The 25,167-nt window shown below is 67.7% G+C and carries 26 protein-coding genes; 9 read left to right on the top strand and 17 right to left on the bottom strand.

Annotated elements, in window-relative coordinates; translation table 11 throughout:
- Position 1: 1 nt before the first annotated feature.
- Both hisF and CWC60_RS22570 read right to left on the bottom strand, forming a co-directional pair.
- Positions 2-778, bottom strand: a complete 777-nt coding sequence (hisF, locus tag CWC60_RS22575; protein WP_109796171.1) for an imidazole glycerol phosphate synthase subunit HisF — start codon at positions 776-778, stop codon at positions 2-4.
- Positions 775-2,115: an N-acetyl sugar amidotransferase gene (locus CWC60_RS22570; RefSeq protein ID WP_109796170.1), complete on the bottom strand. Its 1,341-nt coding sequence runs from the start codon at positions 2,113-2,115 to the stop codon at positions 775-777. The genes hisF and CWC60_RS22570 overlap by 4 nt, the downstream gene beginning before the upstream one ends.
- Before the next feature lie 189 nt (positions 2,116-2,304).
- Between CWC60_RS22570 and murJ the strand changes: the two genes are divergently transcribed.
- The gene (gene murJ, locus CWC60_RS22565; protein WP_109796169.1) at positions 2,305-3,819 is read left to right on the top strand and encodes a murein biosynthesis integral membrane protein MurJ; all 1,515 of its coding nucleotides are present in this window, start codon (positions 2,305-2,307) and stop codon (positions 3,817-3,819) included.
- Here murJ and CWC60_RS24005 read toward each other — a convergent pair.
- Entirely contained in the window at positions 3,813-3,950 is a 138-nt protein-coding gene (locus CWC60_RS24005) for a hypothetical protein (protein ID WP_165787528.1), read from the bottom strand. The genes murJ and CWC60_RS24005 overlap by 7 nt on opposite strands.
- A gap of 36 nt (positions 3,951-3,986) precedes the next feature.
- On the opposite strand from CWC60_RS24005, the gene CWC60_RS24000 reads away from it, so the two are divergent.
- Positions 3,987-4,949 carry a hypothetical protein gene (locus CWC60_RS24000; RefSeq protein WP_206420102.1) on the top strand — a complete coding sequence of 321 codons (963 nt, stop codon included), beginning with the start codon at positions 3,987-3,989 and terminating at the stop codon, positions 4,947-4,949.
- Positions 4,946-5,479 carry an adenylyl-sulfate kinase gene (locus tag CWC60_RS22560; RefSeq protein ID WP_206420101.1) on the top strand — a complete coding sequence of 178 codons (534 nt, stop codon included), beginning with the start codon at positions 4,946-4,948 and terminating at the stop codon, positions 5,477-5,479. Before CWC60_RS24000 ends, CWC60_RS22560 begins: the two co-directional genes overlap by 4 nt.
- A gap of 21 nt (positions 5,480-5,500) precedes the next feature.
- Here CWC60_RS22560 and CWC60_RS22555 read toward each other — a convergent pair whose 3' ends face one another.
- On the bottom strand, positions 5,501-6,169 hold the full coding sequence (locus CWC60_RS22555; protein WP_206420100.1) for a class I SAM-dependent methyltransferase: 669 nt from the start codon (positions 6,167-6,169) through the stop codon (positions 5,501-5,503).
- A 110-nt stretch (positions 6,170-6,279) separates the two neighbouring features.
- On the opposite strand from CWC60_RS22555, the gene CWC60_RS22550 reads away from it, so the two are divergent.
- Complete coding sequence (locus tag CWC60_RS22550; RefSeq protein WP_338133097.1) at positions 6,280-7,488, top strand: lipid II flippase MurJ; 1,209 nt, start codon at positions 6,280-6,282, stop codon at positions 7,486-7,488.
- On the opposite strand, the gene neuC is transcribed toward CWC60_RS22550, so the two are convergent.
- The 6 genes from neuC to CWC60_RS22520 form a co-directional block, all read right to left on the bottom strand.
- Positions 7,482-8,654: a UDP-N-acetylglucosamine 2-epimerase gene (gene neuC, locus CWC60_RS22545; RefSeq protein ID WP_206420099.1), complete on the bottom strand. Its 1,173-nt coding sequence runs from the start codon at positions 8,652-8,654 to the stop codon at positions 7,482-7,484. The two genes, CWC60_RS22550 and neuC, sit on opposite strands and share 7 nt — an antisense overlap.
- Positions 8,633-9,664 (bottom strand): N-acetylneuraminate synthase, encoded by a 1,032-nt coding sequence (neuB, locus tag CWC60_RS22540; protein ID WP_109796165.1) that lies wholly within the window; start codon positions 9,662-9,664, stop codon positions 8,633-8,635. Before neuB ends, neuC begins: the two co-directional genes overlap by 22 nt.
- 31 nt (positions 9,665-9,695) lie before the next feature.
- A complete protein-coding gene (locus CWC60_RS22535; protein WP_109796164.1) occupies positions 9,696-10,154 on the bottom strand; it encodes a MarR family winged helix-turn-helix transcriptional regulator in 459 nt (152 codons plus the stop codon).
- Positions 10,151-11,230 carry an LLM class flavin-dependent oxidoreductase gene (locus CWC60_RS22530; protein ID WP_109796163.1) on the bottom strand — a complete coding sequence of 360 codons (1,080 nt, stop codon included), beginning with the start codon at positions 11,228-11,230 and terminating at the stop codon, positions 10,151-10,153. The genes CWC60_RS22535 and CWC60_RS22530 overlap by 4 nt, the downstream gene beginning before the upstream one ends.
- Positions 11,231-11,317: 87 nt before the next feature.
- A complete protein-coding gene (locus CWC60_RS22525) occupies positions 11,318-12,178 on the bottom strand; it encodes a C40 family peptidase (protein ID WP_109796162.1) in 861 nt (286 codons plus the stop codon).
- The gene (locus CWC60_RS22520; protein WP_109796161.1) at positions 12,171-12,530 is read right to left on the bottom strand and encodes a MarR family winged helix-turn-helix transcriptional regulator; all 360 of its coding nucleotides are present in this window, start codon (positions 12,528-12,530) and stop codon (positions 12,171-12,173) included. The genes CWC60_RS22525 and CWC60_RS22520 overlap by 8 nt, the downstream gene beginning before the upstream one ends.
- Before the next feature lie 213 nt (positions 12,531-12,743).
- Here CWC60_RS22520 and CWC60_RS22515 point away from each other — a divergent pair, with 213 nt between their 5' ends.
- Entirely contained in the window at positions 12,744-15,002 is a 2,259-nt protein-coding gene (locus CWC60_RS22515) for a xanthine dehydrogenase family protein molybdopterin-binding subunit (protein WP_164516699.1), read from the top strand.
- On the opposite strand, the gene CWC60_RS22510 is transcribed toward CWC60_RS22515, so the two are convergent.
- The 3 genes from CWC60_RS22510 to CWC60_RS22500 all read right to left on the bottom strand — a co-directional run bounded on the left by CWC60_RS22510 (position 14,999) and on the right by CWC60_RS22500 (position 17,463).
- On the bottom strand, positions 14,999-16,513 hold the full coding sequence (locus CWC60_RS22510; protein WP_109796159.1) for a YifB family Mg chelatase-like AAA ATPase: 1,515 nt from the start codon (positions 16,511-16,513) through the stop codon (positions 14,999-15,001). The two genes, CWC60_RS22515 and CWC60_RS22510, sit on opposite strands and share 4 nt — an antisense overlap.
- A gap of 28 nt (positions 16,514-16,541) precedes the next feature.
- A complete protein-coding gene (locus tag CWC60_RS22505; protein WP_109796158.1) occupies positions 16,542-16,961 on the bottom strand; it encodes a hypothetical protein in 420 nt (139 codons plus the stop codon).
- 109 nt (positions 16,962-17,070) lie between these two features.
- Positions 17,071-17,463 (bottom strand): hypothetical protein, encoded by a 393-nt coding sequence (locus CWC60_RS22500; RefSeq protein WP_109796157.1) that lies wholly within the window; start codon positions 17,461-17,463, stop codon positions 17,071-17,073.
- A gap of 243 nt (positions 17,464-17,706) precedes the next feature.
- Here CWC60_RS22500 and CWC60_RS22495 point away from each other — a divergent pair, with 243 nt between their 5' ends.
- On the top strand, positions 17,707-19,416 hold the full coding sequence (locus CWC60_RS22495) for a PRC-barrel domain-containing protein (protein ID WP_109796156.1): 1,710 nt from the start codon (positions 17,707-17,709) through the stop codon (positions 19,414-19,416).
- Between the two features lie 65 nt (positions 19,417-19,481).
- Here the strand turns inward: CWC60_RS22495 and CWC60_RS22490 are convergent, their stop codons facing one another.
- The 4 genes from CWC60_RS22490 to CWC60_RS22475 all read right to left on the bottom strand — a co-directional run bounded on the left by CWC60_RS22490 (position 19,482) and on the right by CWC60_RS22475 (position 23,019).
- Positions 19,482-19,895, bottom strand: coding sequence for a hypothetical protein (locus tag CWC60_RS22490; RefSeq protein WP_109796155.1), 414 nt, complete (start codon positions 19,893-19,895; stop codon positions 19,482-19,484).
- A 114-nt stretch (positions 19,896-20,009) separates the two neighbouring features.
- Positions 20,010-20,768 carry a glucosaminidase domain-containing protein gene (locus tag CWC60_RS22485; protein WP_109796154.1) on the bottom strand — a complete coding sequence of 253 codons (759 nt, stop codon included), beginning with the start codon at positions 20,766-20,768 and terminating at the stop codon, positions 20,010-20,012.
- 41 nt (positions 20,769-20,809) lie between these two features.
- Positions 20,810-22,195: a glutamate--cysteine ligase gene (locus CWC60_RS22480; RefSeq protein WP_206420098.1), complete on the bottom strand. Its 1,386-nt coding sequence runs from the start codon at positions 22,193-22,195 to the stop codon at positions 20,810-20,812.
- A gap of 62 nt (positions 22,196-22,257) precedes the next feature.
- Positions 22,258-23,019: a 16S rRNA (uracil(1498)-N(3))-methyltransferase gene (locus CWC60_RS22475; protein ID WP_109796153.1), complete on the bottom strand. Its 762-nt coding sequence runs from the start codon at positions 23,017-23,019 to the stop codon at positions 22,258-22,260.
- Positions 23,020-23,199: 180 nt separating this feature from the next.
- Between CWC60_RS22475 and CWC60_RS22470 the strand changes: the two genes are divergently transcribed.
- Genes CWC60_RS22470 through CWC60_RS22460 form a run of 3 tightly spaced genes read left to right on the top strand, consistent with a single transcriptional unit; the run spans position 23,200 to position 25,116 of the window.
- Entirely contained in the window at positions 23,200-24,012 is an 813-nt protein-coding gene (locus CWC60_RS22470; protein ID WP_109796152.1) for an enoyl-CoA hydratase, read from the top strand.
- A gap of 4 nt (positions 24,013-24,016) precedes the next feature.
- Positions 24,017-24,529 carry a CoA-binding protein gene (locus tag CWC60_RS22465; protein ID WP_109796151.1) on the top strand — a complete coding sequence of 171 codons (513 nt, stop codon included), beginning with the start codon at positions 24,017-24,019 and terminating at the stop codon, positions 24,527-24,529.
- A 41-nt stretch (positions 24,530-24,570) separates the two neighbouring features.
- Positions 24,571-25,116 (top strand): carboxymuconolactone decarboxylase family protein, encoded by a 546-nt coding sequence (locus CWC60_RS22460; protein ID WP_109796150.1) that lies wholly within the window; start codon positions 24,571-24,573, stop codon positions 25,114-25,116.
- Positions 25,117-25,167 lie beyond the last annotated feature (51 nt).

The raw sequence follows: 25,167 nt of genomic DNA, 5'->3' as shown, positions 1-25,167 counted from the left end.
CTCAACGACACCAGTCAACGTTGCGAATGCTGAGTCCTGCCCCAACCAGTGCATTTCGCAACTCGGGTAGTTTGACAACCTCATGGTGAAGCACGTGAGCCATGGCCACGGCATCGGCCCCCCCCCGCTCCACGACGTCCAGCAGATGGGCAGCTTCGCCCATGCCTCCGCTGGCGATCACCGGGATATCGACCTGCCGGGTGATCTCGCAGACGAGTTCAACGTCGAAGCCCCTGCGACGCCCCTCCATGTCGACCGAAGTCACGAGAATCTCGCCAGCGCCCAGTTCCTCGCCCCGTCGTGCCCATTGTACGGCGTCAATACCAGTGCGTTCGCGGCCATTGTCGGTATACGCCTCCCAAGCTTCGCCTTGGCGTTTGGCTTCTATGGAAAGCACAATGCACTGTGACCCGAACATCCGGGATAGCTCCGTGATCAGTTCCGGGCGCCGCACGGCGGCGGTGTTGATCGCTATTTTGTCCGCACCAGCCCGCAATAAGGTTTCGACATTTTCCGGCGAACGAATACCACCGCCGACAGTCAGAGGAACGAAGATGTTCTCGGTGGCGCGCAAGACGACATCGGCCAGATTGTTACGCTGATAGAGACTGGCGACAACATCCATATATATCAATTCATCAATGCCTGTCTCGTAATAACCGGTTGCGTATGTCTGCGGATCGCCGACAACACGAAGACCCTCAAGTTGAACGCCCTTGATCAGGTTCTTGCCCTTGACGTCGAGGCGGGCGATCAATCGTGTACGCCGCTGGCTCAAGAAGCTGTCTCCACCAGTTCTTCGGCCTCCTCCCACGCCTTGTGGCGCAGTTCCCACTGCCCCTCATTCAACATCCAAAGATGCGGCGAGCGGAAACGGTCGCAGAGGTTGTCGAAATAGGCGCGATCCATGATCGGCTGCTCGAACTGCTTGCTGGCTACCGGGAATTCCTCGGGTGGCAGCGACATATACTCAAAAATCTCGTCGGCAAAGCGTTCCGGGAATTCCCCATCATAGCGCCGCACCAGCGCTTTGGCCTCCTCAAAATCGATCTCGCCTGAGCGAATCTCCTGACTCGCATCATACATTGCCCGACCAATACCGAACTTAATGTAGGTCGTGTAGTAATGGAAGTCGTCGATCTTGTCGTCGATCGAATTGTACTTTGAATAGGTACCGGCAGTGCGCTCGGGCGACGCTTGGAAGCCACCGTGTTCGACCGCATAGTAGTACGCGCCTTGCGGGTGCCAGGGCAGATAATAGCCCAGATAGTGCACGTCGACGCCAACCTGTCTCAGGTCTTCGGGATTCGCCGGCATGTAGGGCTGGAGATCAGCCCGGTGCAGTCCGAACTTGTCAACCAGATCGCGAATCGACGTACCACCCAGATGAACTTCGCTCTCGTCGGACGCGGAAAAGTAATCCCAATCGCGCCGGGCCTGATCAGCATCCGCTTTGGGATTGCCGTACTCGGCTTCGTTCTCGCCGAACATCACCAGCGGGATGTTGAACAACGCCGCCATCTTTGGCGCAAGCTGCTTTTGGCCCAGGATGAAGGGCTGGAACGGGTGCAGGATATTCTCGACCGCGAGACGGGTGAGCAGGCGATGGACCCGACCGTTCGGCGTCATTAGATAGTTGTCAAAACCAGCATGGATCCAAGCCTGCTGGTTCTTCCATCCCCAGTCAGTGTAGATGTGCGGTGCCCAGGTCACCGTCAGCGGGTGCATCCCGAATTCATATTTCAGGACATGTGCGGCGTAAAAACTGTCCTTGCCGCCGGAACCCGGCACTAGCACATCATAGCCACCGTCATTCCGGCGGTATTTCGACAGCAAGGCCTCCAGTTCGTCTCGGCGGGCCGTCCAGTCGATCTGGTCCTTCATCCGCGCAACGTGCCACGCGTCGGAAACGCCATTTTCGTCGAAATGAATCGTGCTCTTGCGCGAATCGCGTGTGTGTTTGAATTCTACGGTCGAGTTGGGCCGCTGGTTGGAAATCAGGCTCTTCCGGCAAAACCGCACCTCGCGCGGCAATCCGTAAAAGATCTCCGGATCATTGCGGTCGGGGGCATATCGGGCCGAATCGACCGGGACACGGGCAGGATACTGCGGCATGGTGGACTGGTTCCTGGAAGATGCAAAACGAACTGACCGGCGTCCCTTCAGAGCCGGATGCTGTGAATATGCGGCGTGGCCATCGTTTGGCCGTTTGGACGGCGTCCTGTCAATGGGTGACAACCCGATACAGGTGGCTCGTCCGGACCACGCGCTTGCCGCACCGCCGCATTCGTCGATGATCACACAATGCTCTCGTCGATTCTTAAATCCGGACTGGCAATCACTTGCGCACTCCTTGTCGGCCGACTACTCGGCTTCGCCCGGGAGGCGACGATCGCCGGCACGCTGGGTGTCAACCGTGCTGCCGATGTCGCCGTTTTTCTAGTCAGCATTCCGGATCTCCTAGTGAACATGCTTGGCGCGGGCGGTTTCACGGCGATCCTCGTCATCCGTTATCGTCAGACCCCGACCCAGGCCGCACGGTTGATGTTCCAGGCCAGTGTCGCGATCCTTGTCACCGTTGGCGCATTGGTGGCGTTGCTGCTCCTGAAGCGGGCCTTTCTGATTGATATGCTGGCGCCAGGCTTCGACCCAGTTTCGCGGGAACTGGCTATCGCGCTGGTTCCCCTCGCATTGCTCTCGGCCCCGCTGGCCGCAATGGCTGGCGCAGGTGTCGCGTTCTTGCAAGCACAAGACCGGTTCTTCTTTGCCTCGATGGGCGCAGCAATCATTAATGCTACCCTCGTTGTGGCGATGCTCGTGGCGCCGTCAGGAATGGTCCTCGACTATCTGGCTGTCGCGATCCTATTGGGGACCGCCGGGCGATGGTTGATGCTGCAGGCTGTTGCCGGACGCGACAGCATCAGGCACATGGGATTCCGGCCTTGGCTAGTGGACGTGCGGCTGATCAGCGCCTTTGTTCGGACCGCGTCGACAGAAGCTATCGTTTTTTTCTATCCCTTCGCCTTAAGAGCAATCGCCACGCTCTTCGGCGTCGGCGCCCTAGCCTCGGTGAACTACGCTACCAAGCTGGTACAACTGCCGCTGGGCGTCGTTGTCATGTCCCTGACGACCATCCTGCTACCGCAGTTCGCGGGGCTCGCCCCGCACGAAAGGAACGCTGGCGATCTCCGCCCCTTCAGGCGGCTGGCGGTTCACGGCCAATTCTGGATCCTTGCGCTGAGCGCGATGGCGATCGCCGTGCTGGTTGTCCACGGCGCCTGGCTGGTGGATCTCGCCTTCGGCTGGGGTGAGATCGACCCTGATGGTCTCGCCGACATCGCCAACTTCACTGCCGTCTTCAGCCTCAGCCTGCTGCCGATGGGACTGAACGTCTTCCTGCGCCGCGCCCTCAACGCGCTGGGCGACACGCGAACTCCTTTGAAGGCGGAGATCATTGGCTTCGCCACCTTCATAGCGGTGGCGCTCGCCGTCTTGGCCGCCGACGGACCGCTGGAGGCCATACTGCTCAGCGCTGCTGGTGGTAGCTTCGTTTCCACCGCCATGCTGTTCGCCTCCATGTCGCGGTGCGGCGTGTCCCTCGTCCGGGAATTCCGTCGCCCCGGTCTCTGGGCTGCCGTCGTGCTGTCGGCGCTGGCGACGGCGGCGCCGGGCCTGGTCTTGGATCGGATGGCCCCCGGCCACAACTGGCTGCCCGCGATCGCCATCGCCATCGGAGGAATCGCCGGGTTGGGCGCGGCGCTGGCGATGAACCGGGAGGCGCGGGCGGCGGTCAGGGCCCTTTTGCAGCGCCGTCAGTAACTGTTGAGCTTGCGGAAGACGGTCGGTGTCAGGGCCACGTTCTCCAGGACGTCGGCGATCCGCGGCGCGGTCTGCCCGTCGCCCCAGAGATTCGGGTGGTCGCCCCGCCTGCCGCCAACAGCAGTTTCCATAACGGCGTACCCGGCTTCGCCGCCGGCGACCCGGCCATGCAGAAGCGGCTCGAAAGCTGGTTCCAGGCCCGCCGCGCGAACTTCGAGAGCACCTTCCGGCAGGCAATGGCCGCACTGCAGGACCGGCCCTGTTCGCAGGGCCGCAAGCTCGTGACCGCTCTCGCCATCGCCTGGGCGGCGGCGCGCGGCCAGGATCCGCGCCGCATCCGGAATGTCGTCTTCCAGCATCACAACAACCGCCGCATCACCGCCGACGCCCCGGCGATGCTGCGCGACTTCCCCGACACGAAGTTGCTGGCCACTTGCCGGCACCCGATCGAGAGCGCGCTGAGTTTCAAGACCCTGGAATCGCGCTCGGGCCTCGGATCCTTCCGCAATTTCAGCCGCAATGTCCGCGGCTGGTCGGTGACATGCTGGCGCAACATCGAAACAGTTGCCGGCATGCTGCCCCGTGAGGACAACCTGCGGCTGGTCGACCTCAACGCCATGCACGGCGACCCCGACCGGATGCTCGCCCGCCTGTCCGCCTGGCTCGGGACTGCCGACGAACCCTGCCTGCGGCGGTCGACGGTCTGCGGCTTCGACTGGCTGGGCAACAGCGCGGACGGCCGGCCGATTCCCACCTTCGAGAGCCGGCGCGCCCACCTGCTATATCCCGGCTCGATCGGCCGGGAAGACGGATTGAGCAGCGCGGAATACCGTTTCGCCGAATGGTTCACGCGCGCGATCCGTGTCGCCACTGGATATCCCGACCCAGCCGATGCGCCCAGATGCGGCCTCGCCGGCTTCCTGTGGATTGCCGCGACCCGGATCGAGCCCTTCGAGGGCAAGGTGATCGCCCACGACCGGGGCGTGCGCCGTCTCGCGCGGCGGTTCGGGCTGGTGGAACAGCTTCTGGTCCTGCGGGAACTTCTGGCGCTCGGGCGCTCGCGGCGCAGATCCCTCGCCCATCTGCGCCTGGATCTCGCTGTCGAAGCGACGAAGGGAGAGGCGGCGTGACACGGCAGGGGCGAACGATCTGGATCACCGGGCTTTCGGGCGCAGGCAAGTCGACGTTGGCCCGCGCGCTGGCCGACCGGTTGCGTGGCGCGGGACAACCGGTGCTGCTGCTCGACGGCGATGAACTGCGCGCAGTGCTCGGTCCGGACGCGACGACGGCGCCGAGCCACACGCGCGAATCACGGCTGGCGCTGGCGCTGCGCTATGCGCGCCTCTGTCAGCTGATCACAAGCCAGGGAATCGACGTGGTGATCGCGACGATCTCCCTCTTCGGAGAGGTGCATGCCTGGAACCGGGCGAATTTGGGCGACTATTTCGAGATCTTTCTCGACGTGCCTCTGGACGAATTACGACGGCGCGATCCGAAGGACATCTACAGCCGTTTCGACAAAGGCGAGATCAGCAGCGTCTCCGGACTCGACGTGGCGGTCGACTATCCTGACGCGCCAGACATGCATGTCCCCTGGAACCCCGGGCGATCCGTCGAAGCGACGCTTGAAACGGTTCTGGAACGGCTCGACCGACGCTGAAGCGTGCGGACGCCGGCTTGCCTAACGCAGCCGGGCGATCCAGATGTTCGTCCGGTACGGGACCTGGATGGAATCGCCGGGCAGACCGTCCAGATAGCCGGAGATGTTGTCGACGATGGCGCCGAAACGCTCGCCCGCCTGCCGCTCCAGCGTGGCGTGCGACCGCCAGGCCTCGACGCAGTCGGCCTTGGTCTGCGCATGAACGACCCGCCCCGACACGGTCACCGCATCTTCGAACAGACCGCTTTCCGCGATTACCGCGGTCTGATCCTCGCGGCGGGTGCCGTAGCCATAGCCCGGGATGTCGTCGCGGATGATCTCCTCGATACGGCACTGGATCGGGTCGTCGAGTTCGCGATGGTTCCACATGCAGGCGAACCAGCCCCTCGGCGACAGGATCCGCGCGGTCTCCTTCAGAGCCCTGGGTCGGTCGCAGACATTGAAGGAGCTTCCGAACGTGACCAGCGCATAGACGCCGTCGGCCATCCCCGTGGCTTCGCCGGTGCCTTCGAACCAGCGGACGTTCGGCAGGGCTTCTGTACGCCTGACGCCGTTGGCGCGCATGGCGTCGTTGGGCTCCACCGCGTCGACCTCGAACCCGCGCTCCGCGAGCTTCAGCGTCAGGTGCGCGACGCCCGCCCCTACATCGCAGACCCGCGACCCGGCCGGCACGCCTGCGATCCGCAGCATGGCGTCGATCGCCGGGTCGGCGTAGTCGGGCCGCTTGAGATAGGCGTCGGCCAGGTCGCTGTAATTTCACTCGGTCTTCACCGACATTCTCCAAGGATTGATCGTCGCAATTGAGGCCTCTGTTAGCGGGGTCGCCGCGGAATCGCCAGTGCGTTCGCCTCAGAGATCCAGAAACGCGCCGAGTATCGGTCTTGCTGTCCGCGCCAGTGGCCGCCATGACCGGCGCGACGATCGCCTTCCTGCAGGCGCAGAACCGGTTCTTCATCGCCACCATCGGTACCGCCATCATCAATCTGGTGCTGATCTTCGCGCTCCTGATTCCGGCCGATGCCGACACACTGCTGTGGCTGGCCGGCGCGATCCTGGCCGGCGCCCTGATTCGCTGGCTGGTCCAGGTGCTCGCGATCGGCCGTGGCGCGGCAGGTGGCTTCGTACTCCGCCCCTGGCTGGTCGACCGAATTCTGCTGGCGCATTTCGGCCGCACCGCAGCCGCGGAGGCGGTGGTCTTCTTCTACCCTTTCGCGCTCCGGGCGATTGCCACGCTGTTCGGGGTCGGCGCACTCGCTTCGGTCAATTTCGCCACCAAGCTGGTACTGCTGCCCCTGGGCGTCGCCATCATGACCCTGACCACCGTATTGCTGCCACGCCTCGCCGGTCTCGCCCCGCGCGAGGGCCAGGAAGGCGACATCGCCGGTCTGCGCCGGATGGCAGGACAGGGGCAGTTCTGGACCCTGGTGCTGAGCGCCATGTCCGCGGCCGTGCTGATCGTGCATGCCCGCTGGCTTGTGGAACTGGCGTTCGGCTGGGGCGAGATCGGCGATGCGGGACTCCGCGCCATCAGTCTCTATACGGCAATCTACAGCATCAGCCTGCTGCCGATGGGGCTCAATATTTTCCTGAGGCGTGTCCTCAATACGATGGGCGACACCAGCGCCCCCATGATCGCCGAAATATGCGGATTTGCAGCGTTCGTCGGCGGCGCGCTGGCGATCGTGGCACTGGGCTTGCCGCTGGAAGCTGTGCTGCTCACGGCGGCGGGTGGTGGCCTGGTTTCGATGTCCGTGCTGCTCCGAGCTCCTGCCGGCAAGGCAGTCCGCCTTGGCGAACGTCTCATCCGCCCCGAACTTTGGCTGGCGGTTATCCTCTCGGGCGTGGCGACAGCCGCGCCGGGTCTGATCCTCGAACGGGTGGCCCCCGGCCACGCCTGGCTGCCGGCGATCGCCATCGCTGCCGGCGGGATGGCTGGTCTCTGCGCGGCGCTGGCGGTGAACCGCGAGGCGCGGGCGGCGGTCAGGACCCTTTTGCCGCGCCGTCAGTAGCTGTTGAGCTTGCGGAAGACATCCGGCGTCAGGTCCGCGTTCTCCAGGAAGTCGGCGATGCGCGGTGCGGTCCGTCCGTCACCCCAGAGATTGGCGTATTCGCCGCGCCCTGCCGCCAGCGCCTGCCGTATTCCTGCCGCCAGAGACGCCGGCCTGTAGTCAGGAACGTCGAACACGTTGGCGTTGCGTAGGCGTGCATTCTGGCGGTCGCCGACATTGACGCAGGGGATGCCGAGGCTGGCCGATTCGATGACGCCGCTGGAGGAGTTCCCGATCAGCAGATCGGCCGCCGCCAGCCAGTCGAGATAGGCAGCGCGCGACAGGTGCGTCTCCCGGCGCAGCGCCACCGGCGATACTTCCGCGAAGCGGTCTGCCGCACGGCGCACGGCGACGCCGCCGGCGTCCGAATTCGGGGCCAGCAACAGCATTTGCAAGCCCTCGGCAGCCACAGCCGCGAGCACCGCCGTCATCTGCTGGCCGCCGGCGGCGGCGTCCTGAACGACAGGATGAAACAGCACCACGGCCACCGGCCGCGCCGGATCCAGCCCGGCCTCGGCGCAGAGCGCCGCGCGGTCGCGGCCGCCGCGTGCGCCGATGTCGTCCAGCCCCGGCGCGCCCACCACCCGGATGCGCCAGGCGTCCTCGCCCAGGCGCCGCAGCCGTTCGGCGGCATCCTCGGTCGCGGCGAGATGGAGGTGACAAAGCTTGGAAATCGCGTGACGCACCGGCTCGTCGACGGTCCCCGACCGCTCCCCGCCATGTATGTGCACGCCGGCGGCGCCCGCGTGCAGGGCAGCGATGGCGCCGGCCAGCATCTCGCCGCGGTCGCCCAGCAGCAGCACCATGTCCGGGCGTTCGGCGGCGAAGGATCGGGACAGCGCGACCACCAGCCGCCCGATGGCCGCACTCATGGCCCCGGCATCGTCCGTTTCCCCGTCGTCGGCGTGCTCCGCCGGCACCAGGTCGCGGATGGTGAATCCGCTCGCCTCGATCTCGCTCACGGTGCGGCCATGACCGGGCGAGAGATGCATGCCGGTCACCACCAGCGAGAGATCCAGGCCGGCGCGGCCTTCGATCTCGGCCAGCGTCCGCCGCATCAGTCCGAAATCGGCCCGCGTACCGGTGACGTAGACCACGCGCCGGGTCATGGTTGAATGTCGTTCCATTCGATCGGCGCGCCCGCGCGACCGGCCGCCTTCAGCCGCCGGCCCGCCAGTTCGTCCAGGTGCCGGGGATGCAGCCCCGTCTCCGGACGCAGCACGGCGATGTCACCGGACGTCAGCACGTGACCGGCCGGCAGGTCGCGTTTCAGTTTCAGGCCCCGCCGGGCAACGGCGCGGGTCTCCAGCTCGTCGGGCTGCGGTATCTTCTCGCCGCTGCCCAGCGCCCGCGCGACCTCGCGGATGCCGGCCACCATCGCCGCGAAGTCGTCCGGCTCCAGGGAGGCGGCGTGATCCGGCCCCGCCATGGTCCGGTCCAGGGTGAGGTGTTTTTCGATCGCCACCGCACCGAGCGCCACCGCCGCCAGTGCCGCTGCGGCACCCAGCGTGTGATCGGAATAGCCCACCGCCCCGCCATAACGCTCCCGCAGGGTCGCGATCGCTCGCAGGTTGGCCTGTTCGACCGGGGTCGGATAGGCGGAGACGCAATGGAGAATGGTCAGCCGGTCCCGGACGGCCGCCAGCGCCGCGACGGCCTCGTCGATCTCGGCGAGATCGGCCATGCCCGTCGACAGGATCACGGGCCGTCCATAGGCCGCCACCTGGCGCAGCAGCGGCAGGTTGGTCACATCGCCGGAGCCGATCTTGAAACGGTCCACGCCCAGCTCGGCCAGAGTCTCGGCCGATCCGGCGTCGAACGGTGTCGACAGGAATTCGATCCCGAGTTCGCCGCAGCAATCGTAGAGCGCGGCGAGCGCCGCCGCCGGCAGGGCGAGACGGCGCAGCATCTCGCGCTGATCGTCGATCCCCGTCGCCCGCTTCTGGTAGGCTGCGGTGGCGGCGTCGGCGGCTACCAGCGCATCCGGATTGAAGGTCTGGAACTTGACCGCGTCGGCGCCGGCGCGGGCGGCCGCGCGCACCAGTTCCAGAGCCAGTTCCGGGTCGCCATTGTGATTGACACCGGCCTCGGCAATGACGAGGACATCCGGCGGCTGGGCTGTGTCGGCAGTGTTCATGGCGGCAGGGTTGTGGGCCGCGCCGTTCCTGTCAACGCGCCTGTCGATCCATGTTCGCGTAAACCTGCCGCAACAGGGTCTTGAGACGCGCCACGTCCTCCGCGCCCAGTCCTTCCAGTGCGCGCGCCTCGTAGTCCATGGCGAGCGGTATGAGCTCGGCGGCGATGCGGCGGCCGGCCTCGGTCCGGACGACGCGGACCACGCGCTGATCGGCGTCCCGGCGGACGCGCTCCACCAGTCCCTTGCGCTCCATCTGCTGCACCAGCCGGGTGAGCGTCGAACCCTCGATGGAGGTCGCCTCCGAGAGGTCGCCCATGCGCAGCGGGCCGCGGTCGTTCACCGCCGCCAGCACCCGCCACATCTGCAGGCTGACGCCGCGCCGCCGGGTCTCCGCCGAGAAGGCCTCGGCGATGCGGCTGCCGGCGCGGTTCAGCAGATAGGGAAAATAGTCGTCCAGATGCAGGTTCTGGTCGTGCGCCGCGCGGCTCATGCCGCCCGGATCGCCGTGTGGGCGCCCTCGAAGGCCGGCGCGACCTCCTCCATGAAGCGCTGCATCTGCTCCTTGACCATCGCATGCGGCTTCTGGCCGTAGTTGAAGTAGAGGATGACCTCCGAGATTCCCGCGGCCTCGACCGCTTTCAGGTCTTCGATGATCTTCTCCCGGCTGCCGACCAGCACCGATTTCGAGGTCAGCGCCTCCGGCTTCATCTCTTTGAGCAGGCGGACGATCTCGTTGAAGTACCTGTATGTCGGCGGCGTCTTCGCCGGGTCCGCGGGAAAGGCGTCGATCAGCGCCTTCTGGAAGTAGTTGATCAGCGACTGCCGGCCATAGGCGTCTTCCTCGGGCGTGTCGGCGATGTGAATGAAATAGCTGCACATGGCCCGCCGCGCCGGCCGGCCGTGCTTCTGTTCGCATTCCTCGCGATAGGCCTGCACCGCCTCGGCGAGGCTGCCATAGACCATGGCGGCGGCGAAGGGCGCGTAGATGATGTTCCAGTCGCGCCGCGCCGCCAGTTCCATCGACGGACGGGAGAAGCAGGCCACATAGGGCCGGAGCGGATCCTGCACCGGCTTCGGGCGGACGTCGACATCCTCGAAATTGTAGAAGCGGCCCTTGTGGGAGAATTTTCCCTTCTCGGTCCAGCACTTCCAGACCACGTCGAGACCTTCGGCGAAGATCTCCGCGCTTTCCTCGAAGGGTGCGCCGAAGGGATCGTATTCCTTGCGGTCATAGCCGCGGCCGGCGGCGAAGTCGACGCGCCCGCCCGACAGCAGGTCCAGCGTCGCCCAGTCCTCGGCCACCTGAATGGGATTGTGCACCGGCAGCAGCACCACCGCCGGCGCCAGCCGGATGCGTTCGGTCGCCCCGGCGACCTGGGCCAGCAGCATGTGCGGGCTGGCGTTGACGCCCAGCAGGTTGAAATGGTGCTCGCCGATCCAGGCAGAGTTCAGCCCCACCTCCTCGGCGTAGAGCGACTGTTCGTAGATCTCGCGGATGAACTGCTCGGGGCTCCGCGGATTGTCCGGATAGCGGTTGTCCGAAAGCGTGAAATAGCCGAAGTCCATGACCCTGCCTCCCTGTGTTTTGACGCAGGGTAATTTGCAAATGCAATAATTGCAAATGCAATTGATTGCGACGGTTGGAGCGGCCGCTCAGTCCACGGGTCGGGCGCGGACGTCTGTCACGGCGTTCCAGCCGCCCGGCGTGCGGGCGAAGACGGTATCCGCCGGCTCGTGTGTCACCATCATGTGGGTCGCATTGGCATGGACAAGGCCACCGGCCCCGTCGGCGATCATGCAATGGCCGGGAAAATAGACCACGTCGCCGCGTTCCAGGCCTTCGGGGCCCTTCGGCACCGGCTTCGCGGCGCCGAGTTCCTTCGCCTGCATGTCCGAATCGCGCGGCGGCAGGAAGCCGCAGGCCTGGAAGGCCACCTGCACCAGGCCCGAACAGTCGAGCCCCAGGCTGGAGCGGCCGCCCCACAGATAGGGCGCGCCGAGATTGCGCAGCGCCACGGCGACGACATCGGCCTCCGGCTGGCCCAGCGGGCGGAGATGATCGGCGATGACGAAGCGGCCGTCGGCCAGGCGCGCGAACCTGCCCGAGACATCCGTCACCGCGACCCGCGCGCCGAGAGTGAGACGCCCGGCGGGCGGCAGCTTGATGCTCGCTTCGGGAAACATATGGCTGAGCCGCGCCCGCACCATGTGCGTGGGCGTCGGTCCGGCTTCAGCCAGGTCGGTTTCGGCGACGTAGCCGACATAGCCGTCCAGCGCGCCCTGGGCCCAGGCCCAGCCGCCCTCGGCGGCGTAGACGTCGACCGGCTCGCCGTGGAGCAGTTCGGAGATCTGCATGGCGCCGGCGTCGGGCTGCCGGCGGATCGAGGCGGTCTCGGCCACCACCGTGCGGCGTACGGGATCCGCATAGCGCGGCGCCGAAACGCGTTCTCTCAGATAACCGGCGGCTAGGTCGGCTCGAAACGGATGGCGGCGGCTGTCGAGGCCGTCAGCCATAGGACCGCCGATCGTCCTCCTCGGCCGCGCGGACCAGATCCGCGAAAGCGGAAAGGAAGGCGACGCCGGCGTCCGTGCGCTGCACCAGCACGTTGCGCCGGTCGGTCTCGTCCCGCAGCCGCCGGGTCAGCCCCTTGGAGCCCAGCGCGTCGAGCGCGCGGCTGACCGCAGGCTTGGAAATGTTGAGCGTCTCGGCCAGGCCGCGCACCGTATGGGGCCCGCCGCGCAGATAGACATTCATCAGGATGGCGAGCTGCCGTGTCGACAGATCGGGCTCGTCGGATGCGACGAATCCTGTCAGGGCGCTGCACCAGACCGAGAGATTGCCAAGGTTCTGCCCCGTGTCTCCCATGGTCGCGCCGCCCTTCCGCCGTTGCCGTTTCGGGGGCGAAGCTGTCACAGGCCCATTGCCCCGGCAACTGATTTTAGTTCGCAGGCGTACGTTTTTCCGCGCATGGCAGGTCTGTCCTGATTCGATGCTTGAAATTGAGGCAGACTGCACGGATGGCTCGACCGATCGTGCCTGCGGATGGTTCAATCCGGGACGTTTCAATGGGGGAAGCACATGGCGCGCATCGGCGAGGGCATCGGCCGCAAGGAGGATCTGCGCTTCGTCACCGGCCGCGGCCGCTACACCGCGGACATCGAGACGCCGGACGCGTTGCACGCCGTCTTCGTCCGTTCGCCGGTCGCCTTCGGACGAATCGCGGGCATCGACAGCGCCGCCGCCGCGGCCGCGCCGGGCGTCGCCGCAGTGCTGACGGGCCGCGAAGCGGCGGCGGACGGCCTGGGTCATATCCCGACCGGCGCCCCCGTCACCAATCGCGACGGCACCCCGATGCATCAGGCCCGGCGGCCCGTCCTGCCGGAGGCGCAGGTCCATCATGTGGGGCAGCCGCTGGCCGTCGTGCTGGCCCGGACCCGGGCCAAGGCCCTGGCAGCGGCGGAGCTGGTCGAGATCGACATCGAGGAATCGCCGCCCGCGCTGGAATGCGCCCGCGCGCCCGCGATCCATGATGGCATCCCCGAAAACATGGCCTTCGACTGGGAAGCCGGCGACTTCGAGGCCGCGTCGAAGGCGGTCGCCGACGCGCCGCGCCGGGTCGATATGCGCTTCCACCAGAACCGGATGGTGGGCGGCGCGCTCGAGGGGCTCGCCGCGCAGGCGGAATACGACGCCGGGGCGGGACAGGTCGTGCTGACGGCGGCGACCCAGGGCGCGCACGCGCTGAAGGTCATGCTGACGAAGTTCGCCCTGAACTGGCCGCGCGAACGGCTGCGCGTGATTGTGCCCGATGTCGGCGGCGGCTTCGGGCCGAAGGGCTTCGTCTATCAGGAGCAGGCGGCGGTGGCCTGGGCCTGCTGGCGGCTGAAACGGCCCGTGCGGTGGGTATCGGAACGCGCCGAGAGCTTCGTCTCGGAGGTCCATGCGCGCGACCAGTTCGTCACCGCCCGGATGGGCTTCAACGATGAGGGCCGCATCCTCGCCGTCACCATGGACGTGGACGCCGACATGGGCGCGTTCCTCTCAGGCTTTGCGCCCGGCGTGCCGACCGACGGCATGGCGAAGGTGCTGACCGGCCTCTACGACGTGTCCGTGGCAGGGCTCCGGGTGCGTGGATTCTACACCAACACCGTGCCGGTCGACGCCTATCGCGGCGCGGGCAAGCCGCCGGCGATCTATTGCCTGGAACGGCTGGTCGACCTTGCGGCGGGCGAGCTCGGCCTGGACCCCGTCGAGATTCGCCGGCGCAACCTCGTCCCGGCAGACGCCCTGCCCTATACCACGGCCACGGGGAAGGTGCTCGACGCCGGCGGCGACTACGCCGCGGCCCTGCAATCGACGGCGCATGCGCTCGACTGGAACCTGGCCCGCCGGGACGGGCCCATCCGGCGCGGCGTCGGCATCTGCTGCAACCTGCATCCGATCGGCGGCTCCTCGGCGGAGACCAGCCGCGTAACCGTCTCCGGCGACGGCCGGATCGTGGCCTGGACCGGCACCCAGTCCACGGGTCAGGGCCACGAGACCGTCTTCGCCCAGATACTCGCCGACCGCCTCGGCGTGCCGGTCGACCTGATCGACGTCCGCCAGGGCGACACGGCGCAGCTCCGGCGCGGCGGCGGCACAGGCGGTTCCTCGTCCACCGTGATCTCGGGCTCGACGCTGACGCGGACCGCCGACGAGGTGATCCGGCTGGGCAAGGCGCGCGCGGCCGACCTGCTGGAAACCGCCGCCGCCGACATCGAATACGCCGGCGGCCATTTCAGCGTCGCCGGCACCGACCGCCGCGTGAGCCTGTTCGACGTGGCCGGCGATGACGGCCTGGAGGCCGAGCAGGACTTCGCCGACCAGGTCGCGGCCTTCCCCTATGGCGCCGTCGGCGCGGAAGTCGAGATCGACACGGAAACCGGCGCGATCCGGCTGACCAAGCTCGTCTCCTGCGACGACGCGGGCCGCATCATCAATCCCGTGCTGCTGGCCGGCCAGTCCCACGGCGCGCTGGTCCAGGGCGCGGGCCAGGCGCTCTGGGAACACGCGGCCTACGACCTGGAGACGGGCCAGCTCGTCGCCGGCACCTTCATGGATTACGCCATGCCGCGCGCCGGCGACCTGCCGGCGATCGGCGCGGAATTCATCGAGACGCTCTCGCCCACCAATATCCTGGGCGCGCGCGGCATCGGAGAGATGGGCGCCAACGGCGCGCCGGTCGCCATCGCCAACGCCGTCTACGACGCGCTGCGCGGCCTGGGCGTCACGGACCTCGAGCCGCCCTTCACGCCCCACCGCATCTGGCGGGCGATCCGGGCGGCGCAGGTCGTCTAACTCACCGCGCCCCTTCGCCGGTAGGTCAGCGCCTCGGCGATATGGGCGCGGGCGATGGTCTCGGCGCCGGCAAGGTCGGCGATGGTCCGCGCCACGCGGATCACGCGGGTATAGCCGCGCGCCGAGAGCTTCAGCCTTTCGGCGGCGTCGGTGAGCAGGGTCTGGGCCGCAGGTTCCGGCGTCGCCACTTCGGCCAGCGCCTCCCCGTCCACTTCCGAATTGGTGCGGGCGTCGATGCCGAGCGTCTCGCCGCGGCAGGCCTGGATCCGCCGCGCCTCGGCGACGCGCTTCGCGACCTCCACCGAGCCTTCCGCCGCCGGCGGCAGGGTGAGATCGGCTGCCGAGACCGCGGGCACGTCGATGGCGAGGTCGATGCGGTCGATCAGCGGGCCGGAAATCTTCGCCTGATAGTCGGCGGCGCAGCGCGGCGCGCGGCTGCAGGCGCGCTCCGCGTCGTCCAGATGGCCGCAGCGGCAGGGGTTCATGGCGGCGACGAGTTGCACTCGCGCCGGATAGGTGACGTGGGCGTTGGCGCGGGCCACCACCGCCTCCGCCGTCTCCAGCGGCTGACGCAGCGATTCGAGGGCCGGCCGCGGGAACTCCGGCAGTTCGTCCAGGAACAGGACGCCCCGGTGCGCCAGGCTGATCTCCCCCGGGCGGACGCGGAGGCCGCCGCCGACCAGCGCCGGGGTCGAGGTCGAATGATGCGGGTTGCGAAACGGCCGGCGGCGGGAGAGCCGCCCCTCGGCCAGTTCGCCGGCCAGGCTGCGGATCATGGAGACCTCCAGCGCCTCCCCCGCCGAAAGCGGCGGCAGCAGCCCCGGCAGACGCGCCGCCAGCATCGACTTGCCGGAGCCCGGCGGCCCGATCATCAACATGTTGTGGCCGCCGGCGGCGGCGATCTCGAGCGCGCGCTTGGCGCTTTCCTGGCCCTTGATGTCGCGCAGGTCGGGCCCCGTGGCGTCGGTCTCGACCGGCCCCGGCTTCGGCGGCTGCAGCACCTGCGCCCCCTTGAAGTGGTTGACGATGGCCAGCAGGTCCGGCGCGGCCACGATGTCGAGATCGCCGGCCCAGGCCGCCTCCCCGCCGCAGGCCGCCGGGCAGATCAGACCCATGCCGCGCTCGGCCGCCGCGACCCCGGCCGGCAGCACCCCCGCAACCGGCGCGATCTGGCCATCCAGCGCCAGTTCGCCCAGCGCCATGAAGCGCGCCATCTCGTCGGCCGGCAGCACGTCCATCGCCGTCAGCAGGGCCAGCGCGATGGGCAGGTCGTAGTGACTGCCTTCCTTCGGCAGGTCAGCCGGCGACAGGTTCACGGTGATGCGCTTGGGCGGCAGGCCGAGCCCGATGGCGTCAAGCGCCGAGCGCACGCGCTCCTTGCTCTCCGCCACGGCCTTGTCGGGCAGGCCGACGATGGCCGTCGCCGGCATCTGCGGCGAAATCTGCACCTGCACGTCGACGAGACGCGCACGGAACCCCTGAAAGGAGACTGTGGCGATGCGGGCAACCATGACGGCGGCGATTGTAGGCAGGATGCTTTCAGAACGAAAGCAGAACTTTATCCGGGTCGCTCAGGGGCGGCGGATCGATACCCAGCCAGGCGCAGGCGTCGGTCATGGAATCGTAGACATGGGAGTCGATCGGCAGGTTCCGGTACTCCGCGACCTGGGCGTAGAGCCGGGCGATGGGCAGGTTGTGCTGATCGTCCATCACCAGCGCGGTGCGGCGGCGTTCATGGATGACCGCCTGCTCCACCAGGCCTTCGACGATGTCGCGGATCTCCGGCAGGGTGATCTCGCTCATGTCGGCGTCCCGCAGGTCCCAGAGCGTCAGGTTGGTGGGACAATTGGCTTCCCGCCAGCGATTGGCGTCGACGACCTGGGATCCCAGCAGCATGCCGATCCCGGTGAAGACCACGAGATCATGCCCCGGAAGATGCTCCAGCGTCAGCTGCCCCATTTCGGCTCCCCTGGCAGGCGACCGCACGCCGTGCGGGCGGCGCATCGTTCTTCATGCAATCGGAGCAGAAACCGGCGCGGGTTACAATGTCGTGAACGCGCCGGGGTGATCAGCGTCGGTCGGGAAACGGGTTGTCGACACCCAGCCAGGCCCAGGCGGGTTCGAGATCGAAGAACACTTCATAGATCACCGGCGACTCGCGCGTTTCGGAAAGCGCGTCGAAAAGCCGGGCGAGCAGCATGTCGGCCTCACTGTCGACCACCAGGGCCGTTCGCGGGTCCGACCGGCTGGCCGCGGCCTCCCGCGAGCGCGCCGCCACACGCTTCAGATCCTCGACCTCGAGGCCGCTGAGATCGGCGCGGCGCAGGTCCCAGACGGCACGCGGCGTGGCGTGACGGCCGAAATGCGCGTCGCCCGCCTCGAGAAAGTCCTCCAACGTGACCCTGCCGCGCATGATGAAGAGGACGGCGTCGGCATCATGGCGCGTCTCCATATTCTTCATTCCGCCGGCCCCACACTCCAACGAGCCACCGCCGCCATAGTGGCCCATACGGCGCGGCGCGAAAGCGGTATTTGCGAACGAAGTATCGAACGGATGCGACAGCCTGTCCGGGGGTGGCCCCGGTTGAAGGCGGCCGCCGCGCCGTCGAGGTAGAGAGCGCGAACGAACGATGCCTCGCGCCGCCGTCCCGAACCGGACGCGGGCGGAGGCCAAGTAGAGTAACGCGAGTAGAGGAACAACAATATGATCAAGCAACTCCTGGCCGCGACCGCGCTGGCCACCACACTCGCAACCGTTCCCGCGATTGCGCAGCAGCAGAACCAGAACGAAAACCAGAACCGGACGCCGCAGGCGACGCAGCAGGACCGCGCCATGAATCAGGAGGTCCGTCAGTCCGTCCGCGAGATGGAGCGCGCCGAGCGGAACCTCCGCCAGGCCGCCGAACGCGGTGTGAAGAAGGGCAGCCCGGAAGCCCGCGAACTGCAGAAGGAAGCCCGTGCGGCGTTCCAGAACCTGGACCGCGTGCTGGCCCGCATGGAGGGCGGCCAGATCAAGGCGACCGACGCCGAGATCGTGGCCCGCGGACGCGCCGACCTGAAACAGACCATGCAGGACATGGAAGACGACATCGACGTGATCATTCTGGCCGATGCCCTGAACGCCGGGCAGCAGACCCTGATGCGCGCATCCGGACAGGACCGCGTGGGCATGAACGGCCGCAAGGGCGGCGCTGAGGTGACTGCCGGCGCGCAGGCCGACGCCGAATCCGGCCCGCGCACCGCGGCCGAAGGCGAGGATGCCGAACTGGTGGTGGAGCAGCCGCCCGCGCAGATCGAGGTCGAACAGACGCCGCCGCGTATCACCGTGGTCGATCCGGAGCCCCGGGTGATCGTCGAACAGGACCGTCCCGAGGTCAGCGTCAACCAGGCCAAGCCCGAAGTGAAGGTGCAGAAGGCGCAGCCCGAGATCGAGGTCGAGAGCGGCGGCAAGGCCGAGGTCACCATCAAGGAGACCGAACTGCCCGAGGACGTCGCCGTGAAGGCCCAGGACGACGAGGCCGAAGCCGAGACCGAGACCGTGACGGTCGCCGAGCGCACCGAGAAGACGGTGCAGGAAGGCCAGCGCGGCGAGGTTCAGATCCAGCAGGACTCCTCGGAGGTCGAGGTCGAGCCGGGTAAGGCCGACGTGCAGGTCGTCGAGGGCGATCCCGATGTCACCGTCGAGCAGCAGGCGCCCGACGTCGCCGTGAACCAGCCGCGGCCGGAAGTCAGCGTCGACCAGCCGGCGCCCGAGGTCGAGATCGAGGGCGAGACCGACGCGCAGGTCAGCGTCAGGGAAGCCGACCGTTCGGCGACCGAACAGCAGGCCGGACAGCAAACCAGCGGCCAGGCGGGACAGCAGTCCGGTCAGCAGGCCACGGATCAGAGCGGCCAGACCGGGCAGCAGGAAGAAGAGCTCGAGGTCGCTGTGGTCGAAGGCGACGCCGACGCCTCCATCGAGGGTGGCGCCGGCATGGAGACCGGTATGAGCGATACGGACGCCGGCGCCGATGCGGAAGCTGAAGCCAACGCCGGCGCTGACGCCACTGCCGACGCCCAGGCCGCGGCGGGCGCCTCCGGGGACCCGATGGTCCGCGAAAACGACCGCGCCGCCGAGGGCCGGATCGACGAGTACGACGAGGAATGGAGCCTCGTCGAAGCCGAGGACACCGATCTGGTCGGCACCGAGGTCTATTCCTCCCGCGGTGACGAGGTCGGCGAGATCGAACGGGTGCTGCGTGACGAGAACGGCCAGATCGACGAGGTCGTGGTCGAATATGGCGGCTTCCTGGGTCTCGGCGACGAAGAAGTCGTCGTGCCGCAGGACCGCGTGCAGATGGAGCCGGGCAATGACCGCGTCATCGTCGAGATGACCGAGGAAGAGCTCGAGCAGCTTCCCGAATATGCCGGGTGATCACCCGCAGTCGGCGTGAAGCCCTGGGGCGTCGGGTTCGACCCGGCGCCCCTTTTTCATGCCGGTCAGCCGGGCTTGTCGAAGGCGTTCTCCACGCCGAACCACGCGAAGGCCGGCGGCAGATGGTAGAAGACGCGGTGCTCGATCGGCGAACGCCCGGTTTCGGCCAGCGCGTCATAGACCTTGCCGAGCAGGTAGTTGGTCTCATCCCGCATCACCAGCGCTGTGCGCGGTTGCCGGCGCGCGGCGCCCGCCGCCGCGGCACGGCGGGAAATTTCCATCAGGTCAGGGACGCTCAACGCATTGAGATCGACGCGGCGGAAATCCCAGAGCGCGAAGCGGCAGGTCGGGTGCTCCTGGAAATGACGCTCCAGCGCTTCGAAGATGGCGGCGGCGGAAGTCTGTCCCCAGAGGCGGAACATGACCACGTCGGTCGCCGGGTCGTACCGCGCCTCCACATGCGCCAGATCGGAACCCATTCCCACGCCCCCGGTTTCGGTTGCACAACTGCCGGGCAGTCTATCCTTAGTGTGGCACGCGTCCCAGCGCGCGGACGCATGGCTGGTTCACATCCCCGCGCACCGTCCCGGAAATCAGTGCGCCGGCGCGGCCGCCAGCATCAGCCGCCGGTTCATCCGGATCATGTCGCGGACCTCCCGCACATAGGCCAGGCCGCGTTCCGAATAGCGCGCCAGTCCGCCGGCGAGGGCCAGCCCCGTGGGCTCCTCCAGCTCCGCGCGGAGGCGCGCCCGCTCCGCGCGCAGACCGCCATAGGCGGGCTGGGTGTTGATGTTGTGCAGATAGGCCCGGACCGAGCGGTTGACGCTGCTGAAGGTCGCGACCTCATGGGCCTTGCCCGAGGCGCGGCGCAATGGGACCATCCCGCAGCCCTCCCGGAAACACCACTGGCCGAACATGTTATTGCCCGACCGCGCGAAGCGGGATTGGCCCCAGCCCGACTCCTTCGCCGCCTGAGCCAGCACCAGGGTGATCGGCACCGTGTCGACGCGGGCGAGCAGTTCGCCCCACTCCCGGCCCGTCCAGTCCACGCCGTAGCGCGCCGCCGCCTCCTCCACCCAGCCGCCGGATGTGCCCGCCTGGCTGGCTGCCAGCAACCGCCCGCGCAGCTTCGCGATGCGCGCGTTCTCGGCGCGGACGATGGGCCGCAAGGTGTCGAAGAATATCCGCTTCCGGGTCACCGCATCGATATCGGGCGGATAGAGGATATCGGCGGCCACGATCACCGGCGCGCCGTGGCCCTCGTCCAGGGCGGCGTAGTGGCGCTGGGCGCTCCACAGCGACATGACGGCGACGAACAGGCCGAGCGCGATGAGACAGGTCGAGTTTCGCATGGGGACCGACCATCCGGCCCGGGTGCGGCGGAATCAAGGCCTCAGTACGCGTACTCGGTGAACACGCGGTTGATGTCGCCGCCCCAGGGGCCTTCGTATTTCTGCAGCAGTTCCTGGGCCAGCGAGCGGTTGTCTTCGACCAGCTGGCGCAGGGTGCCGAGGAAATGGCGCTCGTCCTGGCCCATGGAATCGGCGGTCGCCCGCGCCCTGAGCCCCTTGTCGGCGATGCACAGCATGTCGGCGGCGAGATCGCGCACGGTGCGCCCGTCCGGACTCGGCGCGTCGAAACCCAGCTTCGGCACCTCCGCGCGCAGCCGGTCAACATCGGCCGGCGTCCAGCCCTTGATCAGATCGAGCGCCGCGTTCTGCGCCCGGTCGTCATAGAGCAGGCCGACCCAGAGCGCCGGCAGGGCACAGATCCGGGCCCAGGGGCCGCCGTCGGCGCCGCGCATCTCCAGGAACTTCTTCATCCGCACTTCGGTGAAGATGGTCGTCAGGTGATTGTCCCAGTCCTTCATCGTCGGCTTCTCGCCGGGCCGGGCCGGCAGGCGGCCGTCGAGGAAGTCGCGGAAGGACTGGCCCGCCGCGTTGATGTATTTGCCGTCGCGGTGGATGAAGTACATGGGCACGTCGAGGGCGTAGTCGACATAGCGCTCGAAACCGAAACCGTCCTCGAAGACGAAGGGCAGGTTGCCGCAGCGCTCCGGATCGGTGTCGGTCCAGACCTGGCTGCGCAGGCTGAGCAGCCCCCCGGGCTTGCCCTCCTTGAACGGCGAGGCGGCGAACAGCGCCGTCGCCACCGGCTGCAGCGCCATGCCGATCCGGAACTTCTCGCGCATGTCGGCTTCGGAGCCGAAGTCCAGATTCACCTGGATGGTGCAGGTGCGGTACATCATGTCGAGGCCCAGATTGCCCTTCGTCGGCATGTAGGCCTTCATGATGTCGTAGCGGGCCTTCGGCATGGTGTCGAAGTCCTCGCGCCGCGCGGTCGGGTGGAAGCCGAGGCCGAGGAAACCGACGCCGATCTCGGCGGCGACCTCCTTCACCTGGGCCAGATGCGTGTTCACCTCGGCGCAGGTCTCGTGCAGCGTCTTCAGCGGCGCGCCGGAGAGCTCGAACTGGCCGCCCGGCTCCAGGCTGATGGTCTGACCGTCCATGTGCAGGGCGATGACATAGCCACCCTCGACGATCGGCTCCCAGCCGAATCGGGCCAGGCCGTCGAACATGGCCTTCACGCCCTTCGGGCCGTCATAGGGAATGGGCTTCAGCGTCTCCAGATCGAAACCGAACTTCTCGTGCTCCGTGCCGATGCGCCAGTTCTCGCGCGGCTTCACGCCGCTCTCGATATAGGCCACGAGCTGATCGCGGCTCTCGACCACGGTGGTGGAGAGGGTTCGCCCCTCCTCCGAATCGATCATGGTCGACATGCATGGCTCCGTCTTGGCTCCCCAGGTTCGCCGAACCTAGGGCGGATTCGTGAAAAAAGGAATCAGGGCGCATCGTCGCTCTGGCCGCCGTCGCCGTCGCGCCAGTCGCCGAGATGCGCCTGCCAGAGCGCGAGCGCGGCAAAGCAGGCCGTGTCGGCGCGCAGCAGCCGCGGCCCCAGGCTGACCGGCAGCGCCTGCGGCAGGGCCCGGACCAGGTCCTGCTCCGCAGGGGCGAAGCCGCCTTCCGGCCCGATCAGCACCGCCCATCTGCCGCCCGGCTCAGCCGCCGCCAGCGCACGCGCTATCGGCGCGGCGCCGGCGCGCTCGTCGGCATAGAGCAGCCGCCGGTCCGCCGGCCAGCGGGCGATCGCGTCGCCGAGAGGCTCGGGCTCGCGCACGACCGGCAGGGTCAGCCGCTCGCACTGCTCGGCCGCCTCCACGGCGTTGGCCTGCAGCCGTTCGACATTGACGCGGGCGACCACCGTCCGCTCGGTCAGCACGGGCCGAATCTCGGCGCAGCCAAGCTCGGACGCCTTCTCGGCGATAGCATCGATGCGGCGGCCCTTGATCGGCGCGAAGAGCAGCCAGAGGTCGGGTTCCGCCGCCTGCGGCCGCAGTTGCTCGCCCACGGTCAGCGTCATGCTGTTCTTCGAGACCCGGTCGACCGCCGCGCGCCACTCGCCGTCGCGGCCGTTGAACAGCTTCACCGCCGCGCCCGCGCCCAGCCGCATGACATTGCGGAGATAGTGCGCCTGGTGCTTCGGCAGGTCGACCGCCGCGCCGGCGCCCAGATCGGCGTCCACATGCAGACGGGGTTCGGTCATCGGCTGTCCTCCGGGGCGCGTTGGCCATCGAATAGGCTGCAGCGCCCGGCGGCGCAACCGGCGCGGCGGCTGGGCTGAACCGGGCGCATGGCTCCATCACAGACGGACACTGTGAAATTGCGTCCGTCCGCCCTATTATCGGGGGCAGAGCAAGTTCACGCTGGATCTGGGAGGAATCCGATGAGTGCAGCCGCCGAGGCCGCGACCCCGAACGAGGACATCCTGCTGCGGGAGGACCGCGACGGGATCGCCTGGATCACCCTCAACCGCCCCAACGCCTTCAACAGCCTGTCGCGCCCGCTGATCGCGCGGCTGCAGGAGGAGCTGGACCGCATGGCCGACGACCCGTCGGTGCGCGTCATCGTCATCGCCGGCGCCGGCCGCGGCTTCTGCGCCGGCCACGACCTGCGCGAGGTGCGCGGCAACCAGAACAACGAGCCGTTCATCAAGGAGCTGGTCGGCGCCTGCTCCAACATGATGCAGACGATCGTCCATCATCCGAAGCCGGTGATCGCGCGCGTGCACGGCATCGCCACCGCCGCCGGCTGCCAGCTGGTGGCCAGCTGCGACCTGGCCATCGCCGAGGACGGCGCGCGCTTCGCGACGCCTGGCGTCAATATCGGCCTGTTCTGCCACACGCCGATGGTGGCGCTGTCGCGCAACGTCTCGCGCAAGCACGCCATGGAAATGCTGCTGACCGGGGAGATGATGGACGCCGACGATGCCGTCCGCTTCGGCCTGATCAACCGCGCCGTCCCTGCCGGGAAGCTGGACGAGGCGGTGATGGAGATGGCGGGCAAGATCGCCTCCAAGTCCTCCTACACGCTGAAGGTCGGCAAGCGCGCCTTCTACGACCAGCTGGAACAGCCGGACCTGAAGAGCGCCTATGACCACGCCTCGATCACCATGGTGGAGAACATGGCCGCGCGCGACGCCGCCGAGGGCATCCAGGCGTTCATCGACAAGCGCCAGCCCAAGTGGGAGGACCGCTGAGGCCATGGCCGATACCGCAGCCCCCGCGCCGCCGGACGAGATCTACGCCGACGACGAGATCCGCCGCGTCCTGCGCGAGACGAAGACCATCGCCATGGTCGGCGCCTCGGCCAACTGGAACCGGCCCAGCTATTTCGCCATGAAGTACCTGCAGGCGAAGGGCTACCGTGTCATCCCGGTGAACCCGAAGGAGGCTGCGGCCGGCAACGAGATCCTGGGCGAGAAGGCCGTGGCCTCGCTGGCCGGGATCGGCTGTGAAATCGACATGGTCGACTGCTTCCGCAACTCCGACGCCATCCCGCCCATCGCCGACGACGCCATCGGCATCGGCGCGAAGACGCTCTGGCTGCAGCTCGGCGTGCGCCATGACGGCGCGGCGGAGAAGGCCCGCGCCGCCGGGCTCACCGTGATCCAGAACCGCTGTCCGAAGATCGAGTACGGCCGCCTCTCGGGCGAGATCGGCTGGATGGGCGTCAACACCGGCGTCATCTCGTCGAGGCGGAGCCGGCGGGTGTAACCCGCGGCGCCATCGCGGCGGGCCAAGGGGAGGAAACCGCCATGAAACAGGACCGCATCGTCGAACCCGTCAGCCTGCGCAACGCGGAGCCGGAGGCGCGCGCCGTCCTCGATCGCCTCCGCAGGGACTGGGCAAAGGTGCCCGTCTCCTTCGCCTTCATGGCCGCCCAGCCGAAGGCTCTGGAGGCCTTCGCGACCTACGCGAAGGAGGTCATCTACAACGGCCCGCTGGACCCGAAGATCCGCGAGCTCGCCTATCTCCGCACGGCGCAGCTTGCCGGCTGCAGGCTCTGCGTCGCCAACCACGCGGCGGCTGCGCGCGACGTGGGCGTCGAGCAAGCGAAGATCGAGAACATCGACCGTTCCGCCGACAGCGGCGTCTTCAGCGATCTCGAGAAGGCCGTGCTGCGCTTCGCGGAGCACGTCGCCTCGAAGCCCGGCAAGGCGCCGGCGGACCTGTTGGCGGAACTGCATGCCGGGCTCGGCAATGACGGCGTGGTGGCGCTCACCCAGGTGATCGGCCTCGCCAACCTGTTCTCGCGCTTCAACAACGCGCTGCACACCTATTCCGACGCCGATATCGGGTAGCCGGGGCGTTTCTTGCCACGCAGTATAATTGCCGTCTGGCAAACCCGTTCG

It is taken from the genome of Minwuia thermotolerans, assembly GCF_002924445.1.
In the GTDB taxonomy this organism is placed as follows: Bacteria; Pseudomonadota; Alphaproteobacteria; order Minwuiales; family Minwuiaceae; genus Minwuia; species Minwuia thermotolerans.
The sequence above is the reverse complement of the archived record's forward strand: the minus strand, read 5'-3'. Positions and strand labels throughout refer to the sequence as shown.